Here is a 22,856-nt window from a genome sequence, read left to right as displayed (position 1 = left end):
GCGCGGGGCTTTCCACGCTGTTGACCCGATGAGCGTCACGCCGCGTGCGCGCGCTCGGCCTGCTTACTGGTGATGTCCAGAAAGGTCTGTGGCAGCGTGCCTTTGACGGGGATGGACGGATCGGGTGTGGGGAAAGCGATGCCGAAAACCGCCATGGTGCCGACGTTCTCGAACGAGAAGTAGACGCTGCTTTCCTGGCCTGCGAGATGCATCGTCTGTTGATAGGCCAGCGCGTCACCGCGTGCGACCGGCAGTTGGGTGGTGGTCACCGGGATGCCGGGGTCCGTCGGGTCGAAGAACGTCTCGTACTCGGCGCAGCGCGCCGCGGTGGCCGCCAGCCGCTCCAGATCGAGCGACCACGTCAGCACGGTGATCACCATCCGCGCGCCGTCGTAGGCGACGACGTACTCGTCGGCGCTGCCGGGGCCGCGTTCGGCGGTGCCGGCGATGTCGCGGGTGAGCCCGTCGGTACACCCCTCGGGCCTCGACAGCATCGGCGGCGGCGAGCCCGCGTTGTCCGCTTCACCCGGATTTCGGATGATGCGCTGGTAGCGCACCCCGGGAGGAAAGTCGGCCTCGGTGAGCACCGCACGCTCCAGCTTGGCGCCGGGCCACGTCGCGGTTCCGGTGATGGTTGCGCACCCGGAGACCAGCAGCACGGTCAGTGCAGCGCCGAGCGCCCGCCTGGTCATGGTCTCAGGCTACCCAGACTCACAGCTGGGTCAGGATCTCCGCGCCGTCGCCGGTGACCACCAGGGTGTGCTCGAACTGTGCGGTCCACTTCTTGTCCCGGGTGGCGACGGTCCAGTCGTCGTCCCAGATCTCGTAGTCCAGACTCCCGAGGTTGATCATCGGCTCGATCGTGAACGTCATCCCGGGCTCCAGCACTGTCTCCACCGAGGGCTGGTCGTAGTGCAGCACCACCAGCCCGTTGTGGAAGGTGGTGCCGATGCCGTGCCCGGTGAAATCGCGAACCACGTTGTAGCCGAATCGATTTGCGTAGGCCTCGATGACGCGCCCGACGACCGACAACGCCCGGCCCGGTTTGACGGCCTTGATTGCGCGCATGGTGGCCTCGTGGGTCCGTTCGACCAGCAGCCGATGTTCCTCGGAGACGTCACCGGCCAGGAAGGTCGCGTTCGTGTCGCCGTGCACGCCGTCGATGTAGGCGGTGACGTCGATGTTGACGATGTCGCCGTCCTCGATGACCGTCGAGTCCGGGATGCCGTGGCAGATGATCTCGTTCAGTGACGTGCAGCAGGATTTCGGATAGCCCTTGTAGCCCAGCGTCGACGGGTAGGCGCCGTGATCGACCATGTAGTCGTGGGCGATCCGGTCCAGGCGATCCGTGGTGACCCCGGGCTCGACGGCTTTTCCTGCCTCGGCAAGCGCACCCGCGGCTATCCGCCCGGCCACCCGCATCTTCTCGATCACCTCGGGCGTCTGGACCCATGGCTCGCTGCCCTCACGCGCAGTCGGCTTGCCGACGTATTCGGGACGAGCGATCGATTTGGGCACCGGCAGCATCGGCGAGACGGTGCCGGGTCGCAGGGCGGTCCGTACAGACATATAGCAATGCTAGCGTTCCGCCATGCAGGTCTCCCCGGGACATTTGTTCGCTCAGCTGAACTTCCGCGATGTCGAGGAATCCGACGAGCGCATGGTCATCGAGTTGGACAACCGGCCCGATCTGGTCAATCGCCGCGGGGCATTGCAGGGCGGTCTGGTGGCGACGCTGATCGACATCGCCGCAGGCCGGCTGGCCGACCGCCACGTCGGACCGGGCCAGGACATCACCACCGCGGATATGACCGTCCACTTCCTGGCTCCGGTCCTCGAGGGTCCGGCCCGTGCGGAGGCCACCGTCGTGCGCGCCGGGCGGCGCCTGTCGGTGATCGCCGTCGACGTCACGGATGTCGCGCGGGGCAGGCTCGCCGCACGGGGCACCCTGAGCTTTGCGGTGCTCGACCCGCGTTAGGCGAGCGAGATCGAGGCCAGCGCGCAGCGCAGCCGCGCGGGCAGCGAACCGCCGTGGATCAACCAGTCGTCGAGCGCGATCCGCACCGACGCCATGGCCAGCGCACCGAGCAACCGCGGCCGGGGGTCGTCCGGCACGGGCTCGGGCAGGCGCGGGGCCACCAGATCGGCGATCGCCGATTCGTAGCGCAGGTAGATCTGCAGCGTCCAGGCACTGAACACCGGCGACGACCGGGTCAGGGTCGCCAGCTCGCGCACCTGGTCGATGACGGCGCCGTTTCCTCCGGCGGCGAAGTCGTCACCCAGTCCCTCGAACGCCGACACAACGGCCTCGTGGGCGGAGAGGTGCGCCGGTTGTGCGGCGATCGCCGCGGTGACCAGGTCCAGCCAGTGGCTGGTCATCCCCTCGGCGACCGCGTCTTCCTTGGCGCTGAAGTACCGGAAGAACGTGGCACGGCCGACGTCGGCGGCCGCGGCGATGTGTTCGACGGTGGCCCCGGCCAGACCGTGATCTGTCACCGCCTGTGCCGCGGCGGCGGCGATTCGGGTCTTGGTCGCGCGCTGCTTGCGCACGGTCAGACTGTCTCCCGGATTCCGCCTTGAGACTACGTCCATGGTGAGACTATGTCTCATGTGAATGCCGAGAGCAACGACCGAGCCGCGGCGAGCCTGGAGTCCTGGGGGCTCGTCCAGCAGATGCTCGGAGATGCGACCCGAACTGTGATCGAGGACGCGACGAGCGAACGCGAACTGCTGGAGGGATTGGCCGTCGTGGCCAAGGCCACCGCCCTGTGCACCGAGATGACCGTCGAGTCCGATCCGCAACGACCGCGATTCTTCGACATGTGCACCGACAGCAGGCTGATCGGCGGACCCAACCCCGACGGCAGATACCTGCTGGCGATGATTCGCGGCGACCGCACCTACCGGGTCTCCGGGACACGCGGCAGCACCGCCTATCTCGGCTTCCAGGTGCTGGCGGGGACCGGACTGACGCCGCGCCGGATGGCCGCCTACCTGGGCGACCGCGAACTCGACTGCCGGGAGGGCGCTTTCGCGTTCGTCCTGTCGGCGACGGCACCGGCCGCCGACGTCCTGGCCGGGGCGCAGTGGCTCCAGGTCCCCGAGGACGCCTCGGCGATCGTGGTACGCGAATACATCGGTGACGTCGACACTGAGACGGCGGCGACGATGACCATCGAGTGCCTCGACAGTGCACCGCTGGAGCCGCTGTCGGACCAGCAACTGGCCGACGCGTTCACCGCGATGGCGTGGACCATCGTCAAGCTCACCACGCTGCACCGCACCGTCAAACCCGAACTGCTGGACCAGCCCAACACGTTGCTGACCGCCGAGGCCGCCGAGTTGGGCAGCGCCGACACCACACCCGACAACCTGTACATGATCGGGTCCTTCGCGCTCGACCCTGACCAGACGTTGCTACTCGAGTTCGTGCCGCCCGACACCCGCTACTGGAACGTCACGCTGGAAAGCGTGTGGCACGAATGCCTGGAACCACGCCACCGGCACAGCTCGGTCACCAACCGCGGCGTCGAACCCGACAACGACGGCCTGGTCCGAATCGGCATCGGCGCCAACGACTTCGGTCATGGGCATTGGCTGGACACCGGGGGCCGCCGGCGCGGCTTCGTCATCGTGCGGTGGCTCGACAACCCGGAGGCGCCCACCGTGGGCACCCGAGTGCTCCGCGGAGCGCGGCCGTGACCGGCAACCGGTTCGTCCCGGAGGTTCTCGTCGAGCAGGCGTGCGCAGCAACCGGACTCGATGATTTCGGCGACGGATCGTCCTGGCGCGAGGGTCTGAACCTGCTGTGTGAGGGCCTGGTCGCCGATGCTCGTCTGAACGCACTCGGAGTCGAGATCGCCGCCATGGACATCACCCGAGCGCTCACCAACCGGCTCCAGGTCATCGCATGGCGCACGCAGCATCCCGCCCTTGCCGAAGCTCCGGTGGAGCGCCCGATCTTCATCGTCGGTCAGCCCAGGACCGGGACGACGATCCTGTTCGACCTGTTGGCACAGGATCCCGCGTTGCGTCCGCCGTTGACGTGGGAGGTCGACAACCCCCTCCCGGTGCCGCAGCCCGAGACCTACGACACCGATCCCCGGATCGCGCAGACGCAGGCGGCTCTGGAGATGTCGGAGCAGATCGTGCCGGGGCTGCTGACACACCATCCGATGGGAGCTCTGGTCGGGCAGGAGTGTGTCCGCATCACCGCGGGCGAGTTCTGCAGCATGATCTTCCCGACCCAGTACCGGCTGCCGGAGTATTACCGCTGGCTTCTGTACGACGCCGATCACCGACCGGCCTACCGCTATCACCGAAAGTTCCTGCAGCACCTGCAGTCCGGCGTCGACGGACAGTGGCTGCTGAAATCACCTGCTCACCTGTGGCAGCTCGACGCGCTGGTGGCCGAATACCCTGATGCGCTGATCGTGCAGACTCACCGCGATCCACTCAACGTCATCTCATCGGTCAGTGCGCTGATCCACCACCTCCGGCGGATGGCCTCCGACGAGTCGACCATCCCCGACTGCGCGGCGCAATCGTGCGAGCAGATCGTCGTCGGTCTCGAGCACGCGATGGCGTGCCGTGACTCCGGCACGCTGGCCGAACACCAGGTCGTGGATGTCCAGTTCGCCGATTTCATGCGCGACCCGTTCACGACCATCCGCTCGCTCTACGACCGCCTCGGGCGTGAACTGGAGCCGGTGGCCGAGGAGCGGATGCGTGACTTCCTCGCCGCCCATCCGGGTGACCACGGCGGCAGCAGGTATCGCTGGCAGGACACCGGCCTCGACGCCGCAGAGGTGCGCGACCGGGTCAGCGGCTACCAGCGGCGGTATGGCGTACCCGACGAGACGCTCAGGTAGCGCGCAGCGGGCCCAGCCGCCACGACTTGCGCGGACCCCGGATGTCGACCGACCCCCACACGACCTTGCCGGTGAGGATCACGTGGGGCGTGCCCTCGGCCGGGGCGTCCCTGCGATGGTCGCGGGCGCTGCCGGCGTTGACCTCGACGTCGTCGATGGAGGCGCTGGCGCCGTCGGGCAGCCGCAGATCCAGGCCACCGAACTTCATGTCCAACTCGATCACCACGATCGGCCCGGCGAAGCGCGCGCGGGTCAGGTCCAGATCCACCGACCCCATCCGCCGGTGCAGGGCCAGCCGGGACGGCACCACCCATTCGCCCTGGCGCTTCAGCGAGCCGAGTACACCGCGTAGCTCCACGCGGTCCGCGGCCGAGGTCACGATGGCCCCGGGGCCGGGCAGGTCGCCCACCAGCGCGTCGAGCTCGGAACGCAGCCGGGCCTGCGACACCATCGCGGAGCGCTCCTCGAACTCCCCGATGTCGATCAGACCGAGCGCGACAGCGTTGTGCAGCCGGCGCAGTGTGCCGTTGCGATCGGCGTCGGAGATCCTCATCTCGACGGCATCCCCGGGCCCACGCAGACTCGCCGCGTCAGCGATGCGACGCGGGCGGCCGTGGTTGATGTTGGTCATGGCGTCTTCCACGGTACCGCCGGTATCTTGCGCGGCGCGGCGGTGTTCGTGTGATCTCCGGCAACTCAGGCCAGATAGTCCGGCGGCAGCGAGTCGAGCATCGCCTTGACCATCCGGACCGCGTACTCCGAACTGCCGCCGCCGACGATCAGGGCGGAGAACGCCATGTCACCGCGGTAGCCGGTGAACCACGAATGCGAACCGCCCGCGAACTCGGCCTCACCGGTCTTCCCGCGCACGTCGCCCGCCCCCTGTAGATCCTCGGCGGTGCCGTTGGTGACGACCAGTCGCATCATCGGGCGCAGACTTTCCACCACGTCGGCCGGGATCGGCTGGCGCTCACCGGTGACCTGGGTTTCCCGCCCTTCGATCAGGTGGGGCACCGGGGTGTGCCCGGCGGACACCGTCGCCGCCGCCAGCGCCATTCCGAATGGGCTGACCAGCACCTTGCCCTGTCCGAAGCCGTCCTCGGTGCGCTCGGTGAGGTTCACCGTCGGCGGCACCGATCCGCTGACCGTGGACAACCCGGCGATGTCGTAGTCCGGCCCGATGCCGTACTGGGAGGCGGCCTGGGTCAGCCCGCGCGGCGGCATCCTGCTCGCCAGTTCGGCGAACGTGGTGTTGCACGAGCTCGCGAACGCCCGCGACATCGGCACCGTGCCGAGGTCGAAGCCGCCGTAGTTGGGCACCGTGCGGTGGCCGATGTCCATACGGCCCGGACAACCCAGAAGCGTGTTGGGCGTTGCCATCTGACGTTCGATGGCGGCCCCGGCCGTCACGATCTTGAAGGTCGAGCCGGGCGGGAACAGGCCCATGGTGGCCAGCGGGCCCTCCCGGTCGGCGGCCGCATTCTGGGCCACCGCGAGGATCTCGCCGGTGGACGGCTTGATGACGACGACCATGGCCTGTTTGGCGGTGATGCCGACCGCGTTCTGCGCCGCGGTCTGCACCGAGCGGTCCAGGCTGATGCTCACCGACGGCGCGGGATCGCCGGGCACTTCGGTGAGGACGTCGACGTCGACGCCGTTCTGGTTGACGGTCACGACCCGCCAGCCGGCGTCACCGTCGAGATCGTCGGTGACGGTCTTCTTGATCTCGTTGATCACCGCGGGCGCGAAAGTGTCGTCGGTGGGCACCATTTCGGGCTGCGGGGTGATCACCACACCGGGCAGCGCGCCCAGCGCGCCCGCTACGGCGTCGTGGTCGGCCTGTTTCAGCGTGATGAGGCTCAACGCTCCCGGTGTCGAACTGGCCAGCTCCGCCATCCGCTGCGGATCCATCGTGTTGTCGAATCTGCGGAGCACGTCGGCAACGGTGCGCGCGGTCGGCATCAGGTCTGCCCCGGCAGCCTGCGCATCGAGCGCGAAGTGGTAGCGGTAACCCGGCACCAGGACATTGGTGCCGGTGCGTTCGTGCACCGACGCGCGCGGCGGTGCCTCGGCGCGTAACGCGAAGCTCTGATTCTCCCCCAGTCGTGGGTGCAGGCCGGTGGCGCTCCACCGCACCTCCCAGGTGCCTTCGTCACGCACCAGGTTGAGCTGACCGTCGTAGGTCCACGTCCGGTCCTTGGGCAGATGCCAGGTGTAGCGGTAGGTGACGCTGCCGGTGTCCTCGGCGTATTTGGAACTCAGGATCTGGGCGTCCAGCCCGGTGGCCTGCAGGCCGGCCCACGCCTCGTTCAGCGCGGCACGCGCTTCGTCGGGGTGGTCGGCCAGTCGTGAGGCAGCCCCGGTGTCGCCGGTCGCCAGCGCGGCGAAGAACGCCTCGGCAGTGGGTTCCGGACCGTTGGGCCGCGGCGTGCACGCACCCACCGTGACGACCATCGCCGCGGTGGTCATGATCGCTGCGACGCGTGTTACAGATGAAAACAGTGTGGCCATTGGGACAGATGTTAAGAAGTAACGATCCGATTTCGGCGTAGGCGCACCGCAGTCACGCCGAGATTGCGCCCAGCGGCTGAGAACGCGTCAGGAACCGGCGGCGGGTGCCCGCACCACCAGCGGCACCGCCGGGAAATAGGCTGCCATCTCCGACCGCGACGCGCGCAACGCCGCCGTGCCGTAGCCCTGCTTGCGGTGATCGGGATGGACCCAGATCCGCACCCCGACTTCGCCGTCGGTGAGCTCGCCGAACACCATCCCGACCTTGGCCGACCCGACCTCGGCGACCAGCCAGGCGGCTTCCTCGGCCGCGACACGGGCGACGGCACCGCGGATCTCGTCGCCGATATCACCAGCGGGCGCGGCCGTGCCGTCGCCCGCCGAACGCATGTCAGCGGTGCGTGCGGCGAAGATGTCCCGGTCCTCGTCGGCGCTGAACGGCCGCAGCATCAGCCGGCGGGCCGAACCCGGGGTCTGCTCGGTCCCGGTGAACGTCTGGGTGGGGAGGTTCTCCAGTTGGGCGGCAATCCGGCGTCTGGACACCTTGGTGAGCCGGTCGAACGACAGCCGCAGGACGGCTTCCGCGGCAGCAGCCGAGGTGTCGAGCAGCGCTGCGAGCGATTCGATCGCGGCGTCGTAGTCGTCGGAGGCGACCACAGCGTCGAGCACTTCGTGTCGGCGCTCCATGGCGTGGACGAGCGCTGCCGCCATCTCGCGACTCTGCGCATCCTGCTCGTTCATATTCAGGAGAGTATGCGCAGCGTTCGATCAGTCGAGCAGTACGGTCGCAAACGACGCGATCTCGGCGAACCCGATGCGCGCGTACGTCGCGCGCGCGACGGTATTGAAGCTGTTGACGTACAGGCTGGCGATCCGCCCGCTGCCTACGATGGCCGCGGCGACGGCGGCGGTCCCTGCCGTTCCGATGCCGCGACCGCGCTGATCCGGACGCACCCACACGCCCTGGATCTGGCCGACTGCCGGGGACTGGGAACCCACCTCGGCCTTGAACACCACCTCGCCGCGCTCGAACCTGGCCCAGGCTCGGCCCGCGGTGATCAGGCCGGCGACCCGCCTGCGGTAGCCCCGTCCGCCGTCTCCGAGGCGCGGGTCGATGCCGACCTCGCCGATGAACATGTCGATGGCCGCAACCAGGTAGGCGTCGAGCTCCTCGATGCGGACCGGACGCACGCCGGGGTCGAGCGGACAGTGCGGCGCGGTGTTCAACGCCATCAACGGTTGATGGGCCCGCACGTCGCGCGCCGGCCCCCACACCGGCTCCAGCCGCTGCCACATCGGCAGCACCAGTTCCGCGCGGCCGACCAGCGACGAGCATCGGCGCGCACTACTCATTGCCTTGTCCGCGAACGCGTTTAGATCACCGGGAGTGCCCCGCAACGGAATGAGGTTGGCGCCGGCGAAGCACAGCGATTCTCCTGCACGCCGGCGAGTCCACAGTTCCCCGCCGATCGCCGACGGCTCGATGCCGTGTTCGGCGACCCGGGAGGCGACCATGCACGACGCGACCGGGTCCTCGTCGAGGACCTGCCGGACGGCGAGGATGTCGCGGACCACCGACACTCTTCGCTCGTCGACGAGCCGAAAAAGCGGAGGAGCCGACATCTGGACTCTTTCTGCGACGGACCCTGAACAGGCGGGCCCCACCCCCTGGAGCCTGGGTCTCAGCTTACGGTCACAACGGGCGAACCTGCAGCATCATCAGAACCCCGCTCTTCGGCGATTCGCAGCGCCTCTTCGATCAGGGTCTCGACGATCATCGCCTCCGGCACCGTCTTGATGACCTCGCCCTTGACGAAGATCTGTCCCTTGCCGTTGCCCGACGCCACACCGAGGTCGGCCTCGCGGGCCTCGCCGGGGCCGTTGACGACGCAGCCCATGACCGCGACACGCAGCGGCACGTCCATGCCTTCGAGCCCGGCGGTCACCTCGTTGGCCAGCGTGTACACGTCGACCTGGGCACGTCCGCAGGACGGGCACGACACGATCTCCAGACCGCGGGGCCGAAGGTTCAGCGACTCCAGGATCTGGTTGCCGACCTTGATCTCCTCGACCGGCGGCGCGGACAGCGACACGCGGATGGTGTCGCCGATGCCCTTGGACAGCAACGCCCCGAACGCGACGGCCGACTTGATGGTGCCCTGGAACGCCGGCCCGGCCTCGGTGACGCCGAGGTGCAGGGGGTAGTCGCACTTGGACGCCAGCAGCTCGTAGGCGGCCACCATGATGACCGGGTCGTTGTGCTTCACGCTGATCTTGATGTCGCCGAAGCCGTGCTCCTCGAACAGCGAGGCCTCCCACAGCGCGGACTCGACGAGCGCCTCCGGGGTGGCCTTGCCGTACTTCTTGAGCAACCGCGGATCCAGCGAACCGGCGTTGACGCCGATCCGGATCGGGATGCCCGCGGCGCCGGCCGCCTTGGCGACCTCCTTGACCCGGCCGTCGAACTCCTTGATATTGCCGGGGTTCACACGCACCGCGGCACAGCCCGCGTCGATCGCCGCGAAGATGTACTTCGGCTGAAAGTGGATGTCGGCGATCACCGGGATGTTCGCCTTCTTCGCGATCGCCGGTAGCGCGTCGGCGTCCTCCTGCCGCGGACAGGCCACGCGGACGATGTCGCATCCCGACGCTGTCAGCTCGGCGATCTGTTGCAGTGTCGCGTTGATGTCGTGGGTCTTGGTGGTGCACATCGACTGCACCGCGATGGGGTGGTCACTGCCGACGCCGACGTCGCCGACCATGAGTTGGCGCGTCTTGCGGCGGGGTGCCAGCGTGGGGGGTGGCGGAACAGGGATCCCCAGGCTCACATTTGCGGTCGTCACGACGAAGTCTCCTACTGGAATAACGTGATCGGGTTGACCACGTCGGCAGTCACGGTCAGCAGCGTGAAGCCCACCATCACGATGATCACGACATAGGTGAGGGGCATCAGCCTGAGGTAGTTCACCGGCGCCGCGGCCACTTTGCCGCGCACCTCTCGCATCTTATTGCGCACCTTCTCGTACAACGCGATCGCGATGTGCCCGCCGTCGAGCGGCAGCAGCGGAATCAGGTTGACCGCGCCGAGAACGAAGTTGAGCTGCGCCAGGAAGAACCAGAACGCGACCCAGATGCCGTGCTCGACGGTTTCACCGCCGATCCTGGACGCACCGACGACGCTGATCGGGGTCTCGGGGTCGCGCTCACCGCCGGTGATGGAGTTCACCAGTGCACCCATCTTGCTCGGGATCTTGACGATGGCCTTGCCGAGCTCGACGGCGAGATCGCCGGTGAACACGAACGTGCCCGGCACCGCGGTGAACGCGTTGTACCGCGTCGGACCGAACTGCGCGGCCGTCACGCCGATACTTCCGACGTCGGCGGGGACCGCCTGCCCGTCATCGCCTGCGACGAAGCGCTGGCTGGGCGTGACGTCGACCGTGGTGGTGAACTCCCGCAGCGCTCCGTTCTCGTCGCGCTGCACGGTCAATTCGGTCGGACCGTTCTGTTGCCGCACCGCTTCGACCAGCGCATCGAAGGTCGGCACCTCGGTGTCGCCGACCTTGAGGATGACATCGCCGGGCTGCACCCCTGCCGCGGCCGCCGGGCTGGCGGCGACACAGTCACCGAGTTCGCCTTGAGCCACCTCGGATTTGATGCACGAGGTCTCGCCGACGACGGCGGTGGTCGGGGCTTTCAGATTGGGCAGGCCCCAGATGATCGCGATCGCGTAGATGAGGACGAGGCCGATGATGAAGTTCATTCCGGGCCCGGCGAGCAGCACCGCGACGCGCTTCCAGGTCTTCTGCTTGTACATCGCGTACCGCTGGTCCTCGGGGGCCAGCTCTTCCACTGCGGTCATGCCCGCGATGTCGCAGAAACCACCCAGCGGAACTGCCTTGATGCCGTACTCGGTCTGGCCCAGCTTGTTGGGCCGCCACGTGGACCACAGCGTCGGACCGAAGCCGACGAAGTAGCGGCGCACCTTCATACCCGTGGCGCGGGCCACCCACATGTGGCCGCACTCGTGCAGCGCCACTGACACCAGGATGGCCAGTGCGAACAGCGTGACGCCAAGTACATACATCATCTGGCGGCCCAGTCCTTACTTCTGCTACCTGCGGGTTCCCGCTCGACTGCGCTCCGCGCCCGGTCACGGGCCCAGTCTTGTGCGTCGAGTACGTCGTCCACGGTAGCTGGTTCCGCGGCCCACTGGTCGGCAGCGCGCAGCACGTGGGCGACGGTGCGCACGATCGCCGGGAACCGGATCCTGCCCGCCAGGAACGCCTCGGCCGCTTCTTCGTTGGCGGCGTTGTACACCGCGGTCAGGCAGCCGCCGCCCTTACCGGCCTCGCGGGCCAGCGCAACGGCCGGGAAGACGTCGTCATCCAGCGGCTCGAAGTCCCATCGGGAGGCGGTGGTGAAATCGCATGCCAGCGCGGCACCGGCCACCCGGGCCGGCCAGCCCAGCGCCAGCGCGATCGGCAGCTTCATGTCGGGCGGACTGGCCTGGGCGAGCGTCGATCCGTCGGTGAAGGTCACCATCGAGTGCACGATCGACTGCGGATGGACCACTACCTCTATTCGGTCGTAATCGACCCCGAAGAGCAGGTGCGTCTCGATCAGCTCAAGGCCCTTGTTGACCAGGGAGGCCGAGTTCAACGTGTTCATCGGCCCCATCGACCAGGTGGGATGCGTGCCGGCCTGCTCGGGGGTGACATCGGTGAGCCGGTCGGCGGACCAGCCGCGGAACGGTCCACCGGACGCGGTGAGCACCAGCTTGGCCACCTCGTCTGCGGTGCCGCCGCGCAGGCACTGCGCGAGCGCGGAATGCTCGGAGTCGACAGGCACGATCTGTCCCGGCGAGGCGGCCTTCTGTACCAGCGGCCCGCCGGCCACCAGAGACTCCTTGTTGGCCAGCGCCAGCCGTGAGCCGGTGGCCAGCGCAGCGAGCGTCGGCTTGAGGCCGAGCGCACCGACAAGGGCGTTGAGGACGACGTCGGCGTCGGTGTTCTCCACGAGATGGGTGACCGCATCCGGTCCGGTGTAGGTGACGTCACCCATCGATGCGGCCGCGGCCGCATCGGCGACCGCGACGTTCGTCACCCCGGTCTCGGAACGCTGCCTGGCCAGCAGATCGGGGTTTCCCCCGCCCGCGGCGAGCCCGACCACCTCGAAACGATCCGGATTCGCGGCGATGACCTCGAGTGCCTGGGTGCCGATCGACCCGGTGCTGCCCAGGATCAGTACGCGCACCCGCGCGCCGCTTTCGCTCACCGCCCCATTGTGCCGCGCAGCGCCGCGATCGCCGCCATGCGGCCGCGCCGAGCGGGACGCGAAAGTGTTACACGAGTGTGACGAACACCCCTCGAACCCATCCGAGAGACCCGCAGCTGGGAATTACCCGTGAGCCAGATGAGGCGGGCAACGGTGTCCGCACGCGAAGGGATGAGGAAATGATGATTGTTCACCGTAGGAAAGCCGCTGCAGCAGGATTGGCTGCGGTTGCCATCTTCGGCGTGGCAGCGTGTTCGAGCGAAGAGGCGTCGAGCACCGCATCGTCAGCCACCAGCGCGGCCGAGTCGGCAGTGGAGTCCGCGACCAGCGAGATGACCACCTCGTCTGCCGCGCCCAGCGCGGATCCCGCCGCCAACCTCATCGGCACCGGGTGTGCTGCCTATGCCGAGCAGGTCCCCGAGGGCCCCGGTTCCGTGGCGGGCATGGCGGCCGACCCCGTGACGGTCGCCGCATCGAACAACCCCATGCTCTCGACCCTGACCCAGGCGCTGTCCGGTCAGCTCAACCCGAACGTCAACCTCGTCGACACGCTCAACGGCGCCGAGTTCACGGTGTTCGCACCGACCAACGACGCTTTCGCCAAGATCGACGCGGCCACGCTGGAGACCCTCAAGACCGACTCCGATCTGCTGACAAGCATCCTGACCTACCACGTGGTTCCGGGCCAGGCGGCTCCTGATGCAGTGGCCGGCGAGCACGTCACCGTGCAGGGCGCTCCCCTCACCGTCACCGGCGCGGGCAACGACCTCAAGGTCAACGACGCGGGCCTGGTGTGCGGTGGAGTCAAGACCGCCAACGCCACCGTCTACATGATCGACACCGTCTTGATGCCGCCGGCCAACTAAAGCCTCCGACACCATTCCTTCAGAAAGGACAACGATCATGACTGTCAACACACGGGCGCTACTCGGTGCAGGCTTCGCGGTGACCGCCGCCGTCGGCCTGTCGCTGGGCACGGCCACCACGGCCGCGGCAGCCCCCCTCGGACCGGGCTGTGCGGCTTATGTCCAGCAGGTGCCGGAAGGCCCCGGATCGGTGCAGGGCATGGCGATGGCGCCGGTGGCCACTGCTGCGGCCAGCAACCCGATGCTGACCACGCTCACGAAAGCCGTGTCCGGACAACTCAACCCGAACGTCAACCTCGTCGATACGCTCAACGGGGCCGAGTTCACCGTGTTCGCCCCCACCGACGAGGCGTTCGCCAAACTCGATCCCGCGACGGTCGAGACCCTCAAGACCGACACCGACCTGCTGACGAACATCCTGACCTACCACGTGGTGCCGGGTCAGGCTGCGCCGGAGCAGGTCGTCGGTGAGCATGCGACGGTGCAGGGCGCGACGCTGAACGTCACCGGGGCGCCGGACCACCTGATGGTCAACAACGCGTCGGTGGTCTGCGGTGGCGTCCAGACGGCCAACGCGACGGTGTATCTCATCGACACCGTGCTGATGCCGCCGGCGATGTAACCGGTACCGCAGCGAAGCTGAGGATCCTCCGCACCCGCCGGGTGGTGCGGAGGATTCTCGTTTCAGGACACAGGGAAGTGTTCGATCCAGTGCCTGGCGATGTCGACGCGGCGCGCGATCCACACGTCATCGTGGGATTGGACGTGGTCGAGGAAGCGCTCCAAAGCGGCGGTGCGGGCGGGCCGGCCGGCGATCCGGCAGTGCAGCCCGATCGACAACATCTTCGGTGAACCCGACGCCCCCTCCGCGTAGAGCACGTCGAACGCGTCCCGCAGATGGGTGAAGAACTCGTCACCGCTGGGAAATCCGCCCGCGACGGCGAACCGCATGTCGTTGGTGTCCAACGTGTAGGGCACCACCAGGTGGTCGGTGTCATCGACCCGGGTCCAGTACGGGAGGTCGTCGGCGTAGGAGTCGGAGTCGTAGAGGAAGCCGCCGTGCTCCACGACCAGCTGCCGCGTCTGCGGCGAGTCACGGCCGGTGTACCAGCCTTGCGGAGCATGCCCGGTGAGCTCGGTCATCAACTGCACCGCCTCGGCGAGGTGTGCGCGCTCGACCTGCGGTTCGACGAGTTGGTAACTGATCCAGCGCAATCCGTGGCAGGCGATTTCGTCGCCGCGCCGCTGGAACGCCGCGACCGCCTCGGGGTTGCGCGCCAGCGCCATCGCGACCCCGAAGACCGTCAGCGGCAGGCCGCGCCGGTCGAACACCCTCAGTACCCGCCACAGCCCGGCTCGCGACCCGTACTCGTAGAGCGACTCCATGCTCATGTGTCGATTCGGAAAAGGTTGGGCACCAATGATTTCCGAGAGGAAGGTTTCCGAGGCCGGGTCGCCGTGCAGCACACTGTTCTCGGCGCCCTCCTCGTAGTTGAGGACGAACTGGACGGCGATCTTCGCGCCACCGGGCCAGCGGGGGTCTGGCGGGTGTTGGCCGTAGCCGACCATGTCCCGCGGATAGTCGTCGCCGAGCCCGGTGGTCATGCTGGCATTCTGGCAGCACGTCCCGGGTCGGCGCTCTCCCAACGCTGCCCCGTGGGCGCTCAGGTCTAACCCTTTTGTCAGAATCGCCGACTCGGAGTTTCTCTGTCGGAGTTTCGGGGCAGCATCAAGGCCATGCCCGCTGTGTTGTGGTTCCGCCGTGATCTCCGGCTTGCGGATCTGCCCGCCCTGCAGGCCGCCGCCGAGAGCGACGGGGACGTCATCGCCTGTTACGTGCTCGATCCCCGGTTGAAGTCCTCCTCCGGGGCACGGCGCCTGCAATACCTTTATGACGCGCTGCGTGACCTGCACGAAAGCCTGGACGGCCGGCTGCTGGTCACCCGGGGCGACCCGAAGACCCGCATCCCCGCGCTCGTGAAGGCGGTGGACGCGACGTCGGTCCATGTGTCGGAGGACCACACGCCGTTCGGCAGGCGCCGCGACGACGAGGTGCGCGACGCCCTGGGCGACGTCGAACTGATCGCGACGGGATCGCCGTATCTGGTGTCCCCCGGCCGGGTCACCAAGGGTGACGGCACTCCGTACAAGGTGTTCACCCCGTTCTATGACGCGTGGCGCAAGCACGGGTGGCGCAAGCCGGCGGACTCCGGAAAGAAGTCCGCACGCTGGATCGACCCCGGCGACGTGACCGGCGGGCCCGCCGTCGTCGACATCCCTGACGCAGGCGTGGAGCTGGAGCTGCCCGCGGGTGAACGGGCGGCCCGACAGCAGTGGAAGAAGTTCCTCGGCGACGGAGTTGACGGTTACGACGATGACCGCAACCGCCCCGACCTGGCGGCCACCAGCAGGATGTCGGCGCACCTGAAGTTCGGAACCATCCATCCCCGCACCATGGCTGCCGATCTGGGCCGGGGTAAGGGAGCGCAGGCCTACCTGAGGGAGCTGGCGTTCCGCGACTTCTACGCCTCGGTGGTGCACGAGTGGCCCGACAGCACATGGTGGAACTGGAACAAGTCCTTCGACGCCATCGAGGTCGACGACGGCCCGGAGGCCGAGAAGGCCTTCGAGGCGTGGAAGGCGGGCAAGACGGGCTTTCCCATCGTCGACGCGGGCATGCGCCAACTCGCCGAAACCGGGTTCATGCACAACCGGGTACGGATGATCGTCGCGTCCTTCCTGGTCAAGGATCTGCACCTGCCGTGGCAATGGGGTGCGCGCTGGTTCCTCGACCAGCTCGTCGACGGCGACATGGCCAACAATCAGCACGGCTGGCAGTGGGCCGCCGGCTGCGGCACCGACGCGGCGCCGTACTTCCGGGTGTTCAATCCGACGACGCAGGGCAAGAAATTCGACCCGTCCGGTGACTACATCCGGCGGTGGGTCTCTGAGCTCGCCGACACCGACGACGTGCACAAGCTCGAGAGCACCAGGCCGAGCGACTACCCGGAACCGATCGTCGACCACGGCCAGGAGCGCGCCGAAGCCCTGCGCCGGTACGGCGCCCTCTGACTACTTCAGCGTCTGGCCCGCGTCGAGGGGCAGCGCCACCCCGGTGACGTACCTGCCCCCGGGGCCACAGAGGTAGATCATCGCCGCACTGACGTCGTCGGGCTCCATCATCGGCAGCTGCAGCAGTGGCTGCTGCGCGGTGCTGAACGACGGATGCTCGCCGGCCCAGTCCGCCATCGCCTGGTTGAGCACCATGGGGGTCGCGACGCCGCCGGGATGCACCGAGTTGACCCGGATGTTCTTCTCGGCGAGCGAGCGGGCGAAGTGCCGCATGACGCCGATCACGCCGTGCTTGGCGGCGGTGTAGCCGGCAGCGCCATGACTCATGGTGCCGAATTCTGTACTGACGGAGGTGAAGCCGGCCGCCGAGCTGGTGATCACGATCGCGCCACCGTCGGGGTTGCGTAGCAGCGCAGGCAGCGCTGCGTCGATGGTGAATTAGACGCCGCTGAGCATCACGGCGATCGCGTCGGTGAAGGCGGAGATCTCGCGCCCCTGCGCACCGGCGGCGGGCAGGATGCCGGCATTGGCGATGACGAAGTCGATGTGCCCGAACTCGTCGAGCCCCTTCGCCACGATCTGCTGGAGCCGCTCACGGTCCCGGACGTCGCCGCGCTCAGCGACGATCCGGCGGCCGGTCTTCTCCACCAGCCGCACGGTTTCGTCGAGGTCCTCCGGTGTCGACATCGGGTAGGCCACACTGTCAATCTGCTCGCACAGGTCGACGGCGATGACGTCGGCGCCCTCTTCTGCGAATCGGACCGCATGAGCGCGTCCCTGCCCGCGCGCGGCGCCGGTGATGAACGCGACCTTGTCCTGGAGAAGGCCGACGCGCTCCTGCGGTGTCATGACCGGCCAGCCTAGTGCGCAACCGGAAGCTCTACGGCGGCGCGTAGTAGGCCTGTGTCAGAATGACCGCAACAGATGCCGCCCGACCGGAGGAGCAGCCGTGGCAAGCACCGAGGTGGAACGACGCAGTGGTGTCGACGTCGAGGAAGTGCCGTCGGCCGAGTGGGGCTGGTCGACGGGCAGCCTCAAGGGCTTCCAGATCGGCGGAACGCTCGCCGCGCTGTTCCTTCTGGCCATGATGCACGGCAACCACTCCGGCAAGGTCGAGGACCTCTTCCTGATCGGGTTCGCGCTCGTGTTGTTCGGCGTCGTCGCGCGCAGCGTCTACACCAGCCGCAACCGCGACACCAGGTAGGGCCGCTACACCGTATAGAACCGGCGATACGTGTCGGGGCGAACCCGATACAGCGCCTCCACAGGCTCGACCATGCCCGCAGTCCCCGCCGCACGCAGCGCGTGGGTCTTGAACGCGATGGCTGCGGGGCTCAGCTCGTACGGGTCCGGCTCCAGGCCGGTACCGATTTCGGCCTCCGGCGGCCGGCCCCAGACCCTGACCGCGCCATATGCGGACTGCGCGAACTCTCCCAGGCCATCACGGGCGCGCGCGTCAGCGCCGAGGAGATCCGCACCGATCATGACAGTGGTCTCTCGCGGTAACCCGCTGATGATCGATCCCAGGTCCTCGCGCTCGTCGACCACCCGGTGGTCGGACACTCCGAGGATGGCCAGCGGCCGCACATCGCAGGACCCGGCGAGCAGAACGCTGACGGTCCAGCCCTCCCGCGCGCGGTCACAGAGGAAGCCTCCGGCTGCCGCGACGATGGGGCCGACCGAGGCAGCCGCGACGACGACGCGGTAGCCCGGCAGCTCCGCACCGTCCGCACACAGTTCCAGCTCACGAACCTCGCCGACCTGGTTGTACCGTCGCGACGCCATCTTCCGAGCCACCCTTCGGCGCCGTCGGGTGGCGCCCCAGACAGCGTGACACTACAGAGCCGATCTGTAAAGCCTCTGTTTACCCTCCGTCGAATCCCACGCACTCGTCACGTCACGAAACCCCGCGGCGAGCAACGGGTTCCATCGCTAGAGTGCCTGCGCCACCGGCATGGCCGTTTCGACGGGTGTCAAATCCCTGGACAAACCCGCGGCCTGGCGGATCTCGACGAAGGAGGTCAGCAGCGCGTCGGTGGCCTCGTGCGGGTCTTTGAGAGTGCGGTCGTCGGTAAGTACCGAGATGGAGAGCTGATCGACATAGCTCCACACCGTGATGTTCATGCCACTGCCTGCCACGATCGGTCCGACCGAGTAGATCTCGTCGACGACCGCACCCTCGACGAAACCGCGTTCCCGCGGCCCGGGCACGTTGGACACCGTCAGGTTCATGACCATCGCCGATTCGACGCGGCGCGCCTGCATCCGGAAGATCCGTGGCGTCGTCGCGGGCGGCAGGAAGGTCAGCCAGGACGGCAACAACGTCGGGCCGAGCAGATTGTGGTTCTCCTTGGCGATCGCCGTGGAGGTCGCGGTCAGTTTCACCCGTTCCAGGGGGTCCTCGATATGTATGGGCAACGACGGTGTCATGTAGGTGAATTCGTTGCCGACCAGACGCTCCCGCGACGTGTTGACGCTCACCGGCACCCCGGCGATCAGCGGCGCATCGGCCTTCTTGTCGTACTGCAGCGCAAGTCGGCGCAGCGCACCCGCGGCGGTGGCCAGCACGATGTCGTTGAGCGTGACGCCGAGATGCTTGGCGGTCTCTTTGACATCCGACAACGCCAACGGCGCTGTCGCGAAGCGGCGTCCCGGCGTGACCACATGGTTGAGGAAACTCGGCGGTGGGGCGAAGTTGCGCGCGATGTCCGGATTCGGCCCGCGCTCCCTGGCCTTCCTGCGCACTCGCGAGACGCCGGTCACGGTCTCGTTCATCAGGCCCGGTAGTCGGCGCAGTTGCCTCAGGTGGTCGCGCCCCGCGGCCCTGAGAAGGTAGCCGGGTGCCTTCGAGTCGGTGGACAGCTGCTCGAGCTGCCCGCCGATCTCCGGCTCGTGCGGCTGAATCGCCCGCGCGAGCTGGTTCGCCGACGCCATTCCGTCGGCGAGTACGTGATGCACCTTGTGGATGACCGCAATCCGATTGTCCGCCAGCCCTTCTGCGATGTACATCTCCCACAGCGGGTGGTTGCGGTCCAGCGGGGTGCCTGCGATCTCACCGATCAGCTGGTCGAGTTCGCGGCGACCTCCCGGCGGGGCGACGCGAGCCCGGCGGATGTGATAGTCGACGTCGATCTCGGCGTTCTGCACCCACATCGGGTGATGGAACTTCCACGGAATGTCGACGAGCTGGTAGCGCAGTGGAGCCAGAGCGTGCAACCGGGGAAGCGCGGCCCGGCGGAACAACTCGAAGTCGTATCCCTCGACGTTCGACACGTCGAGCACGCCGATCTTCAGGGTGTGCATGTGGATCTCCGGCGTCTCGCTGTAGAGCATCATCGCGTCCACGCCGTTGAGTCGCCTCACCCGCCACCACCCCGTCTGTCGCCGACACATTCGGTCTGTGTCATACCCATTTCAGCGGTCTTCGCCGATCGCGGGGCGGCTATCGGGCGATCTGACACGCGGTGTTAGCAGAATCTCAATTCGGGACGCGCCGTTGGAACGCCCCCGGACGTGACAATCGGCAAGCGCTTTGTAACACTCGTACGCAACGATTCCGATGCAGGAGACGACAACCCGAGGATGCGATGACGCGCTCGAATTCCGTTGCCACCGCGAGGTTTCGATGAGCCTGGTGGCGGGGACCGGCCCCCTCGGCCGTGACCGTGCGGGTCGCCTCAGCCCGCCGGTGGCAGGTGACCTCGTCTACATCGAGCCGCACCCGCGGCGAATCCAGGCCGTCGTCGACGGTCGCACGGTGCTCGACACCGAAGGTGCATTGATGGTGCACCGCCGGGGCGAAGCGCTGAGCTATGCGTTCGCCGCCGACGAGGTGGGCGATCTGCCGGGGACGCCGGTTCCTGAAGCGCCCGGATACGTCGTGGTGTCGTGGGCGGCCGCCGACGCGTGGTTCGAGGAGGGGCGACGCCTGGTGCACTACCCGCCCAATCCGTATCACCGGGTGGACTGCCGGACCACGACGCGGGCGCTGCGCGTGACGGCCGCGGGCATCACCCTGGTGGACACCGTCGACACCGTGATCGTGTTCGAAACCTCGCTGCGGCCCCGTCTGTACGTCGACCCGGCCGCGGTTCGCGCCGATGTGCTGCGTCGTTCGTCGACGTCGAGTTACTGCAACTACAAGGGCTACGCCACCTACTGGGATGTGGTGGCCGGCGACGAATCGATCGCGGATGCCGCTTGGAGCTACGAGGATCCGATGCCCGAGAGCCGGCCCATCACCGGGCTCCTGAGCTTCGACGAGACCAAGGTGACCGTGCAGGCCGAGATTCCCGGCCACATGTGATGCATGTCACATAGCGCAGCGACCTCGCTCCCTACGGTTGCGTCACCGTAGGTTTGCCCTGGTTACGGTTGCGTATGTGTTTGCTGGGCCGCCACACTGCGGTCATGGGTAACGGTCACTACATCGCCAATGTCCGGGATATCGCGTTCAACCTCTTCGAGGTGCTGCGCCTGGACACCGTGTTGGACGCCGGTGGATACGGCGACCTCGATTCCGGCACCGCACGCACCATGCTCGACGAGGTGGCCCGGCTGTCCGAGGGTCCTGTGGCCGCCTCGTTCGCCGACGCCGACCGCAATCCCCCCGTGTTCGATCCCGCGACGCACTCCATCTCGGTGTCCGACGAGATCAAGCGCACCGTGGCGGCGGTCAAGGACGCCGAGTGGTGGCGGCTCGGCATCGCCGAGGAGATCGGAGGGGTCCCGGCACCGGCCGCGCTGACCTGGGCGATCGGCGAGATGATCCTCTGCGCCAACCCGGCGGTGGCTTTCTTCCACGCGCTGGGCCCGGCGATGGCGCACGCACTGGCCGTGGAAGGGACCGAGCAGCAGAAGGTGTGGGCCGCCAAGGGCCTGGAGCGCGGGTGGGCGGCGACGATGGTGCTGACCGAGGCCGACGCAGGATCCGACGTCGGCGCCGGACGTGCCAAGGCGATCGGCCAGCCCGACGGCACCTGGCATATCGAGGGCGTGAAGCGATTCATCTCCGGCGGCGACGTCGGCGACACCGCCGAGAACATCTTCCACCTGGTGCTGGCCCGGCCCGAGGGCGCCGGCGCGGGCACCAAGGGGCTGAGCCTGTTCTACGTCCCCAAGTACCTGTTCGATCCCGAGACCTTCGAACTCGGCGAGCGCAACGGGGTCTTCGCCACCGGCCTGGAGCACAAGATGGGGCTCAAGTCCTCCCCCACCTGCGAACTGACCTTCGGCGCGCACGGCAGGCCCGCGGTCGGGTACCTGGTGGGCGACGTCCACAACGGCATCGCCCAGATGTTCACCGTCATCGAGCACGCCCGGATGACGATCGGCGTCAAGTCCGCAGGCACGTTGTCGACCGGCTACCTCAACGCGTTGGCCTATGCCAAGGACCGGGTGCAGGGCTCGGACCTGACCCAGATGACCGACAAGTCGGCACCGAGGGTGACGATCCTGCACCACCCCGACGTCCGCCGCAGCCTGCTGACCCAGAAGGCGTACTCCGAGGGGCTGCGCGCGCTGTACATGTATGCCGCCGCCCATCAGAACAACGATGTCGCAGAACATGTTTCGGGCGCCGATCCGTCGATGGCCCACCGCGTCGACGACCTGCTGCTCCCCGTGGTCAAGGGGGTGGGCTCCGAGCGAGCCTACGAGGTCCTCACCGAATCACTGCAGACGCTGGGCGGTTCGGGCTTCCTCCAGGACTATCCGATCGAGCAGTACATCCGCGACTCGAAGATCGACTCGCTCTATGAGGGCACCACGGCGATCCAGTCGCTGGACTTCTTCTTCCGCAAGGTTGTCAGGGACCGGGGAGAGGCGTTGGCCCACGTCGCCACCGCGATCACGCGCACGATCGAATCCTGCGATGCGCGACTCAAGCCACAGGCGATGCAGCTGGCCGCCGCCCTCGACGACGTGCAGGCGATGATGGCGGCCGCCACGGGCTACCTGATGGCCGCCTCCGAACACCCGACCGAGATCTACAAGGTCGGCCTGGTGTCCGTCCGGGTGCTGCTCGCCGTCGGTGACCTGCTGATCGGGTGGCGCCTGCTGGAGCAGGCGCAGGTGGCCCAGGTTGCGCTGGAAGCCGAGCACAGCGCGCAGGACACCCCGTTCTACGAGGGCAAGATCGCGACCGCCGCGTTTTTCGCCGCCAACATGCTGCCTCAGCTCAGCGCCGTGCGCCGGATCGTCGACGACATCGAAGCCGATGATCTGATGGCGTTGCCCGAGGAGGCGTTTTAGGTCAAGC

22 protein-coding genes and 1 pseudogene are annotated in these 22,856 nt (G+C 67.7%); 9 read left to right on the top strand and 14 right to left on the bottom strand.

Going from position 1 to position 22,856, the window contains the following annotated elements; genetic code table 11:
• Positions 1 to 35: 35 nt before the first annotated feature.
• Together EL337_RS10590 and map are read right to left on the bottom strand one after the other, a co-directional pair.
• Positions 36 to 692 (bottom strand): hypothetical protein, encoded by a 657-nt coding sequence (locus EL337_RS10590; RefSeq protein ID WP_048630499.1) that lies wholly within the window; start codon positions 690 to 692, stop codon positions 36 to 38.
• A 19-nt stretch (positions 693 to 711) separates the two neighbouring features.
• Positions 712 to 1,569, bottom strand: coding sequence for a type I methionyl aminopeptidase (gene map, locus EL337_RS10585; protein ID WP_048630500.1), 858 nt, complete (start codon positions 1,567 to 1,569; stop codon positions 712 to 714).
• A gap of 22 nt (positions 1,570 to 1,591) precedes the next feature.
• Between map and EL337_RS10580 the strand changes: the two genes are divergently transcribed.
• Positions 1,592 to 1,978, top strand: a complete 387-nt coding sequence (locus EL337_RS10580) for a PaaI family thioesterase (RefSeq protein ID WP_048630501.1) — start codon at positions 1,592 to 1,594, stop codon at positions 1,976 to 1,978.
• Here EL337_RS10580 and EL337_RS10575 read toward each other — a convergent pair.
• Positions 1,975 to 2,592, bottom strand: coding sequence for a TetR family transcriptional regulator (locus EL337_RS10575; protein ID WP_048630502.1), 618 nt, complete (start codon positions 2,590 to 2,592; stop codon positions 1,975 to 1,977). The two genes, EL337_RS10580 and EL337_RS10575, sit on opposite strands and share 4 nt — an antisense overlap.
• 9 nt (positions 2,593 to 2,601) lie before the next feature.
• Here EL337_RS10575 and EL337_RS10570 point away from each other — a divergent pair, with 9 nt between their 5' ends.
• Both EL337_RS10570 and EL337_RS10565 read left to right on the top strand, forming a co-directional pair.
• On the top strand, positions 2,602 to 3,702 hold the full coding sequence (locus EL337_RS10570; protein ID WP_048630503.1) for a DUF1214 domain-containing protein: 1,101 nt from the start codon (positions 2,602 to 2,604) through the stop codon (positions 3,700 to 3,702).
• Positions 3,699 to 4,871 carry a sulfotransferase family protein gene (locus EL337_RS10565; RefSeq protein WP_048630504.1) on the top strand — a complete coding sequence of 391 codons (1,173 nt, stop codon included), beginning with the start codon at positions 3,699 to 3,701 and terminating at the stop codon, positions 4,869 to 4,871. Before EL337_RS10570 ends, EL337_RS10565 begins: the two co-directional genes overlap by 4 nt.
• Here EL337_RS10565 and EL337_RS10560 read toward each other — a convergent pair.
• The 7 genes from EL337_RS10560 to dxr all read right to left on the bottom strand — a co-directional run bounded on the left by EL337_RS10560 (position 4,864) and on the right by dxr (position 12,659).
• Complete coding sequence (locus tag EL337_RS10560) at positions 4,864 to 5,502, bottom strand: DUF1707 SHOCT-like domain-containing protein (RefSeq protein ID WP_048630904.1); 639 nt, start codon at positions 5,500 to 5,502, stop codon at positions 4,864 to 4,866. The two genes, EL337_RS10565 and EL337_RS10560, sit on opposite strands and share 8 nt — an antisense overlap.
• Positions 5,503 to 5,567: 65 nt before the next feature.
• Positions 5,568 to 7,382: a penicillin-binding transpeptidase domain-containing protein gene (locus EL337_RS10555; RefSeq protein WP_048630505.1), complete on the bottom strand. Its 1,815-nt coding sequence runs from the start codon at positions 7,380 to 7,382 to the stop codon at positions 5,568 to 5,570.
• 87 nt (positions 7,383 to 7,469) lie between these two features.
• On the bottom strand, positions 7,470 to 8,123 hold the full coding sequence (locus EL337_RS10550; protein ID WP_048630506.1) for a GNAT family N-acetyltransferase: 654 nt from the start codon (positions 8,121 to 8,123) through the stop codon (positions 7,470 to 7,472).
• Between the two features lie 27 nt (positions 8,124 to 8,150).
• Positions 8,151 to 9,005, bottom strand: coding sequence for a GNAT family N-acetyltransferase (locus EL337_RS10545; protein ID WP_048630507.1), 855 nt, complete (start codon positions 9,003 to 9,005; stop codon positions 8,151 to 8,153).
• A 59-nt stretch (positions 9,006 to 9,064) separates the two neighbouring features.
• Entirely contained in the window at positions 9,065 to 10,198 is a 1,134-nt protein-coding gene (gene ispG, locus EL337_RS10540; protein WP_048630905.1) for a flavodoxin-dependent (E)-4-hydroxy-3-methylbut-2-enyl-diphosphate synthase, read from the bottom strand.
• Positions 10,199 to 10,236: 38 nt separating this feature from the next.
• Positions 10,237 to 11,472: a M50 family metallopeptidase gene (locus EL337_RS10535; protein ID WP_048630508.1), complete on the bottom strand. Its 1,236-nt coding sequence runs from the start codon at positions 11,470 to 11,472 to the stop codon at positions 10,237 to 10,239.
• Positions 11,469 to 12,659: a 1-deoxy-D-xylulose-5-phosphate reductoisomerase gene (dxr, locus tag EL337_RS10530; RefSeq protein WP_048630509.1), complete on the bottom strand. Its 1,191-nt coding sequence runs from the start codon at positions 12,657 to 12,659 to the stop codon at positions 11,469 to 11,471. The genes EL337_RS10535 and dxr overlap by 4 nt, the downstream gene beginning before the upstream one ends.
• 332 nt (positions 12,660 to 12,991) lie before the next feature.
• Between dxr and EL337_RS10525 the strand changes: the two genes are divergently transcribed.
• Together EL337_RS10525 and EL337_RS10520 are read left to right on the top strand one after the other, a co-directional pair.
• Positions 12,992 to 13,525, top strand: a complete 534-nt coding sequence (locus tag EL337_RS10525; RefSeq protein WP_370737122.1) for a fasciclin domain-containing protein — start codon at positions 12,992 to 12,994, stop codon at positions 13,523 to 13,525.
• A 37-nt stretch (positions 13,526 to 13,562) separates the two neighbouring features.
• A complete protein-coding gene (locus EL337_RS10520; RefSeq protein WP_048630511.1) occupies positions 13,563 to 14,147 on the top strand; it encodes a fasciclin domain-containing protein in 585 nt (194 codons plus the stop codon).
• 62 nt (positions 14,148 to 14,209) lie between these two features.
• Here EL337_RS10520 and puuE read toward each other — a convergent pair whose 3' ends face one another.
• Positions 14,210 to 15,130, bottom strand: coding sequence for an allantoinase PuuE (gene puuE, locus EL337_RS10515; RefSeq protein ID WP_048630512.1), 921 nt, complete (start codon positions 15,128 to 15,130; stop codon positions 14,210 to 14,212).
• A 132-nt stretch (positions 15,131 to 15,262) separates the two neighbouring features.
• Here puuE and EL337_RS10510 point away from each other — a divergent pair, with 132 nt between their 5' ends.
• Entirely contained in the window at positions 15,263 to 16,597 is a 1,335-nt protein-coding gene (locus EL337_RS10510) for a cryptochrome/photolyase family protein (protein ID WP_048630513.1), read from the top strand.
• Here EL337_RS10510 and EL337_RS10505 read toward each other — a convergent pair.
• A pseudogene (locus EL337_RS10505) lies at positions 16,598 to 17,446 on the bottom strand (mycofactocin-coupled SDR family oxidoreductase).
• 100 nt (positions 17,447 to 17,546) lie between these two features.
• On the opposite strand from EL337_RS10505, the gene EL337_RS10500 reads away from it, so the two are divergent.
• Positions 17,547 to 17,801, top strand: coding sequence for a DUF2631 domain-containing protein (locus EL337_RS10500; protein ID WP_048630514.1), 255 nt, complete (start codon positions 17,547 to 17,549; stop codon positions 17,799 to 17,801).
• 5 nt (positions 17,802 to 17,806) lie between these two features.
• Here EL337_RS10500 and EL337_RS10495 read toward each other — a convergent pair whose 3' ends face one another.
• Together EL337_RS10495 and EL337_RS10490 are read right to left on the bottom strand one after the other, a co-directional pair.
• Positions 17,807 to 18,382, bottom strand: coding sequence for a hypothetical protein (locus EL337_RS10495; protein ID WP_048630515.1), 576 nt, complete (start codon positions 18,380 to 18,382; stop codon positions 17,807 to 17,809).
• A 147-nt stretch (positions 18,383 to 18,529) separates the two neighbouring features.
• On the bottom strand, positions 18,530 to 19,960 hold the full coding sequence (locus EL337_RS10490) for a WS/DGAT/MGAT family O-acyltransferase (RefSeq protein ID WP_197724219.1): 1,431 nt from the start codon (positions 19,958 to 19,960) through the stop codon (positions 18,530 to 18,532).
• A 262-nt stretch (positions 19,961 to 20,222) separates the two neighbouring features.
• On the opposite strand from EL337_RS10490, the gene EL337_RS10485 reads away from it, so the two are divergent.
• Both EL337_RS10485 and EL337_RS10480 read left to right on the top strand, forming a co-directional pair.
• Positions 20,223 to 20,903, top strand: a complete 681-nt coding sequence (locus EL337_RS10485; RefSeq protein ID WP_048630907.1) for a DUF427 domain-containing protein — start codon at positions 20,223 to 20,225, stop codon at positions 20,901 to 20,903.
• 104 nt (positions 20,904 to 21,007) lie between these two features.
• The gene (locus EL337_RS10480; RefSeq protein ID WP_048630516.1) at positions 21,008 to 22,849 is read left to right on the top strand and encodes an acyl-CoA dehydrogenase; all 1,842 of its coding nucleotides are present in this window, start codon (positions 21,008 to 21,010) and stop codon (positions 22,847 to 22,849) included.
• The last annotated feature ends 7 nt before the right edge of the window (positions 22,850 to 22,856 follow it).

The organism is Mycolicibacterium aurum (assembly GCF_900637195.1).
Taxonomy (GTDB): domain Bacteria; phylum Actinomycetota; class Actinomycetes; order Mycobacteriales; family Mycobacteriaceae; genus Mycobacterium; species Mycobacterium aurum.
Note: the sequence above shows the minus strand (reverse complement) of the source record. Positions and strands in the feature narration are given on the sequence as shown.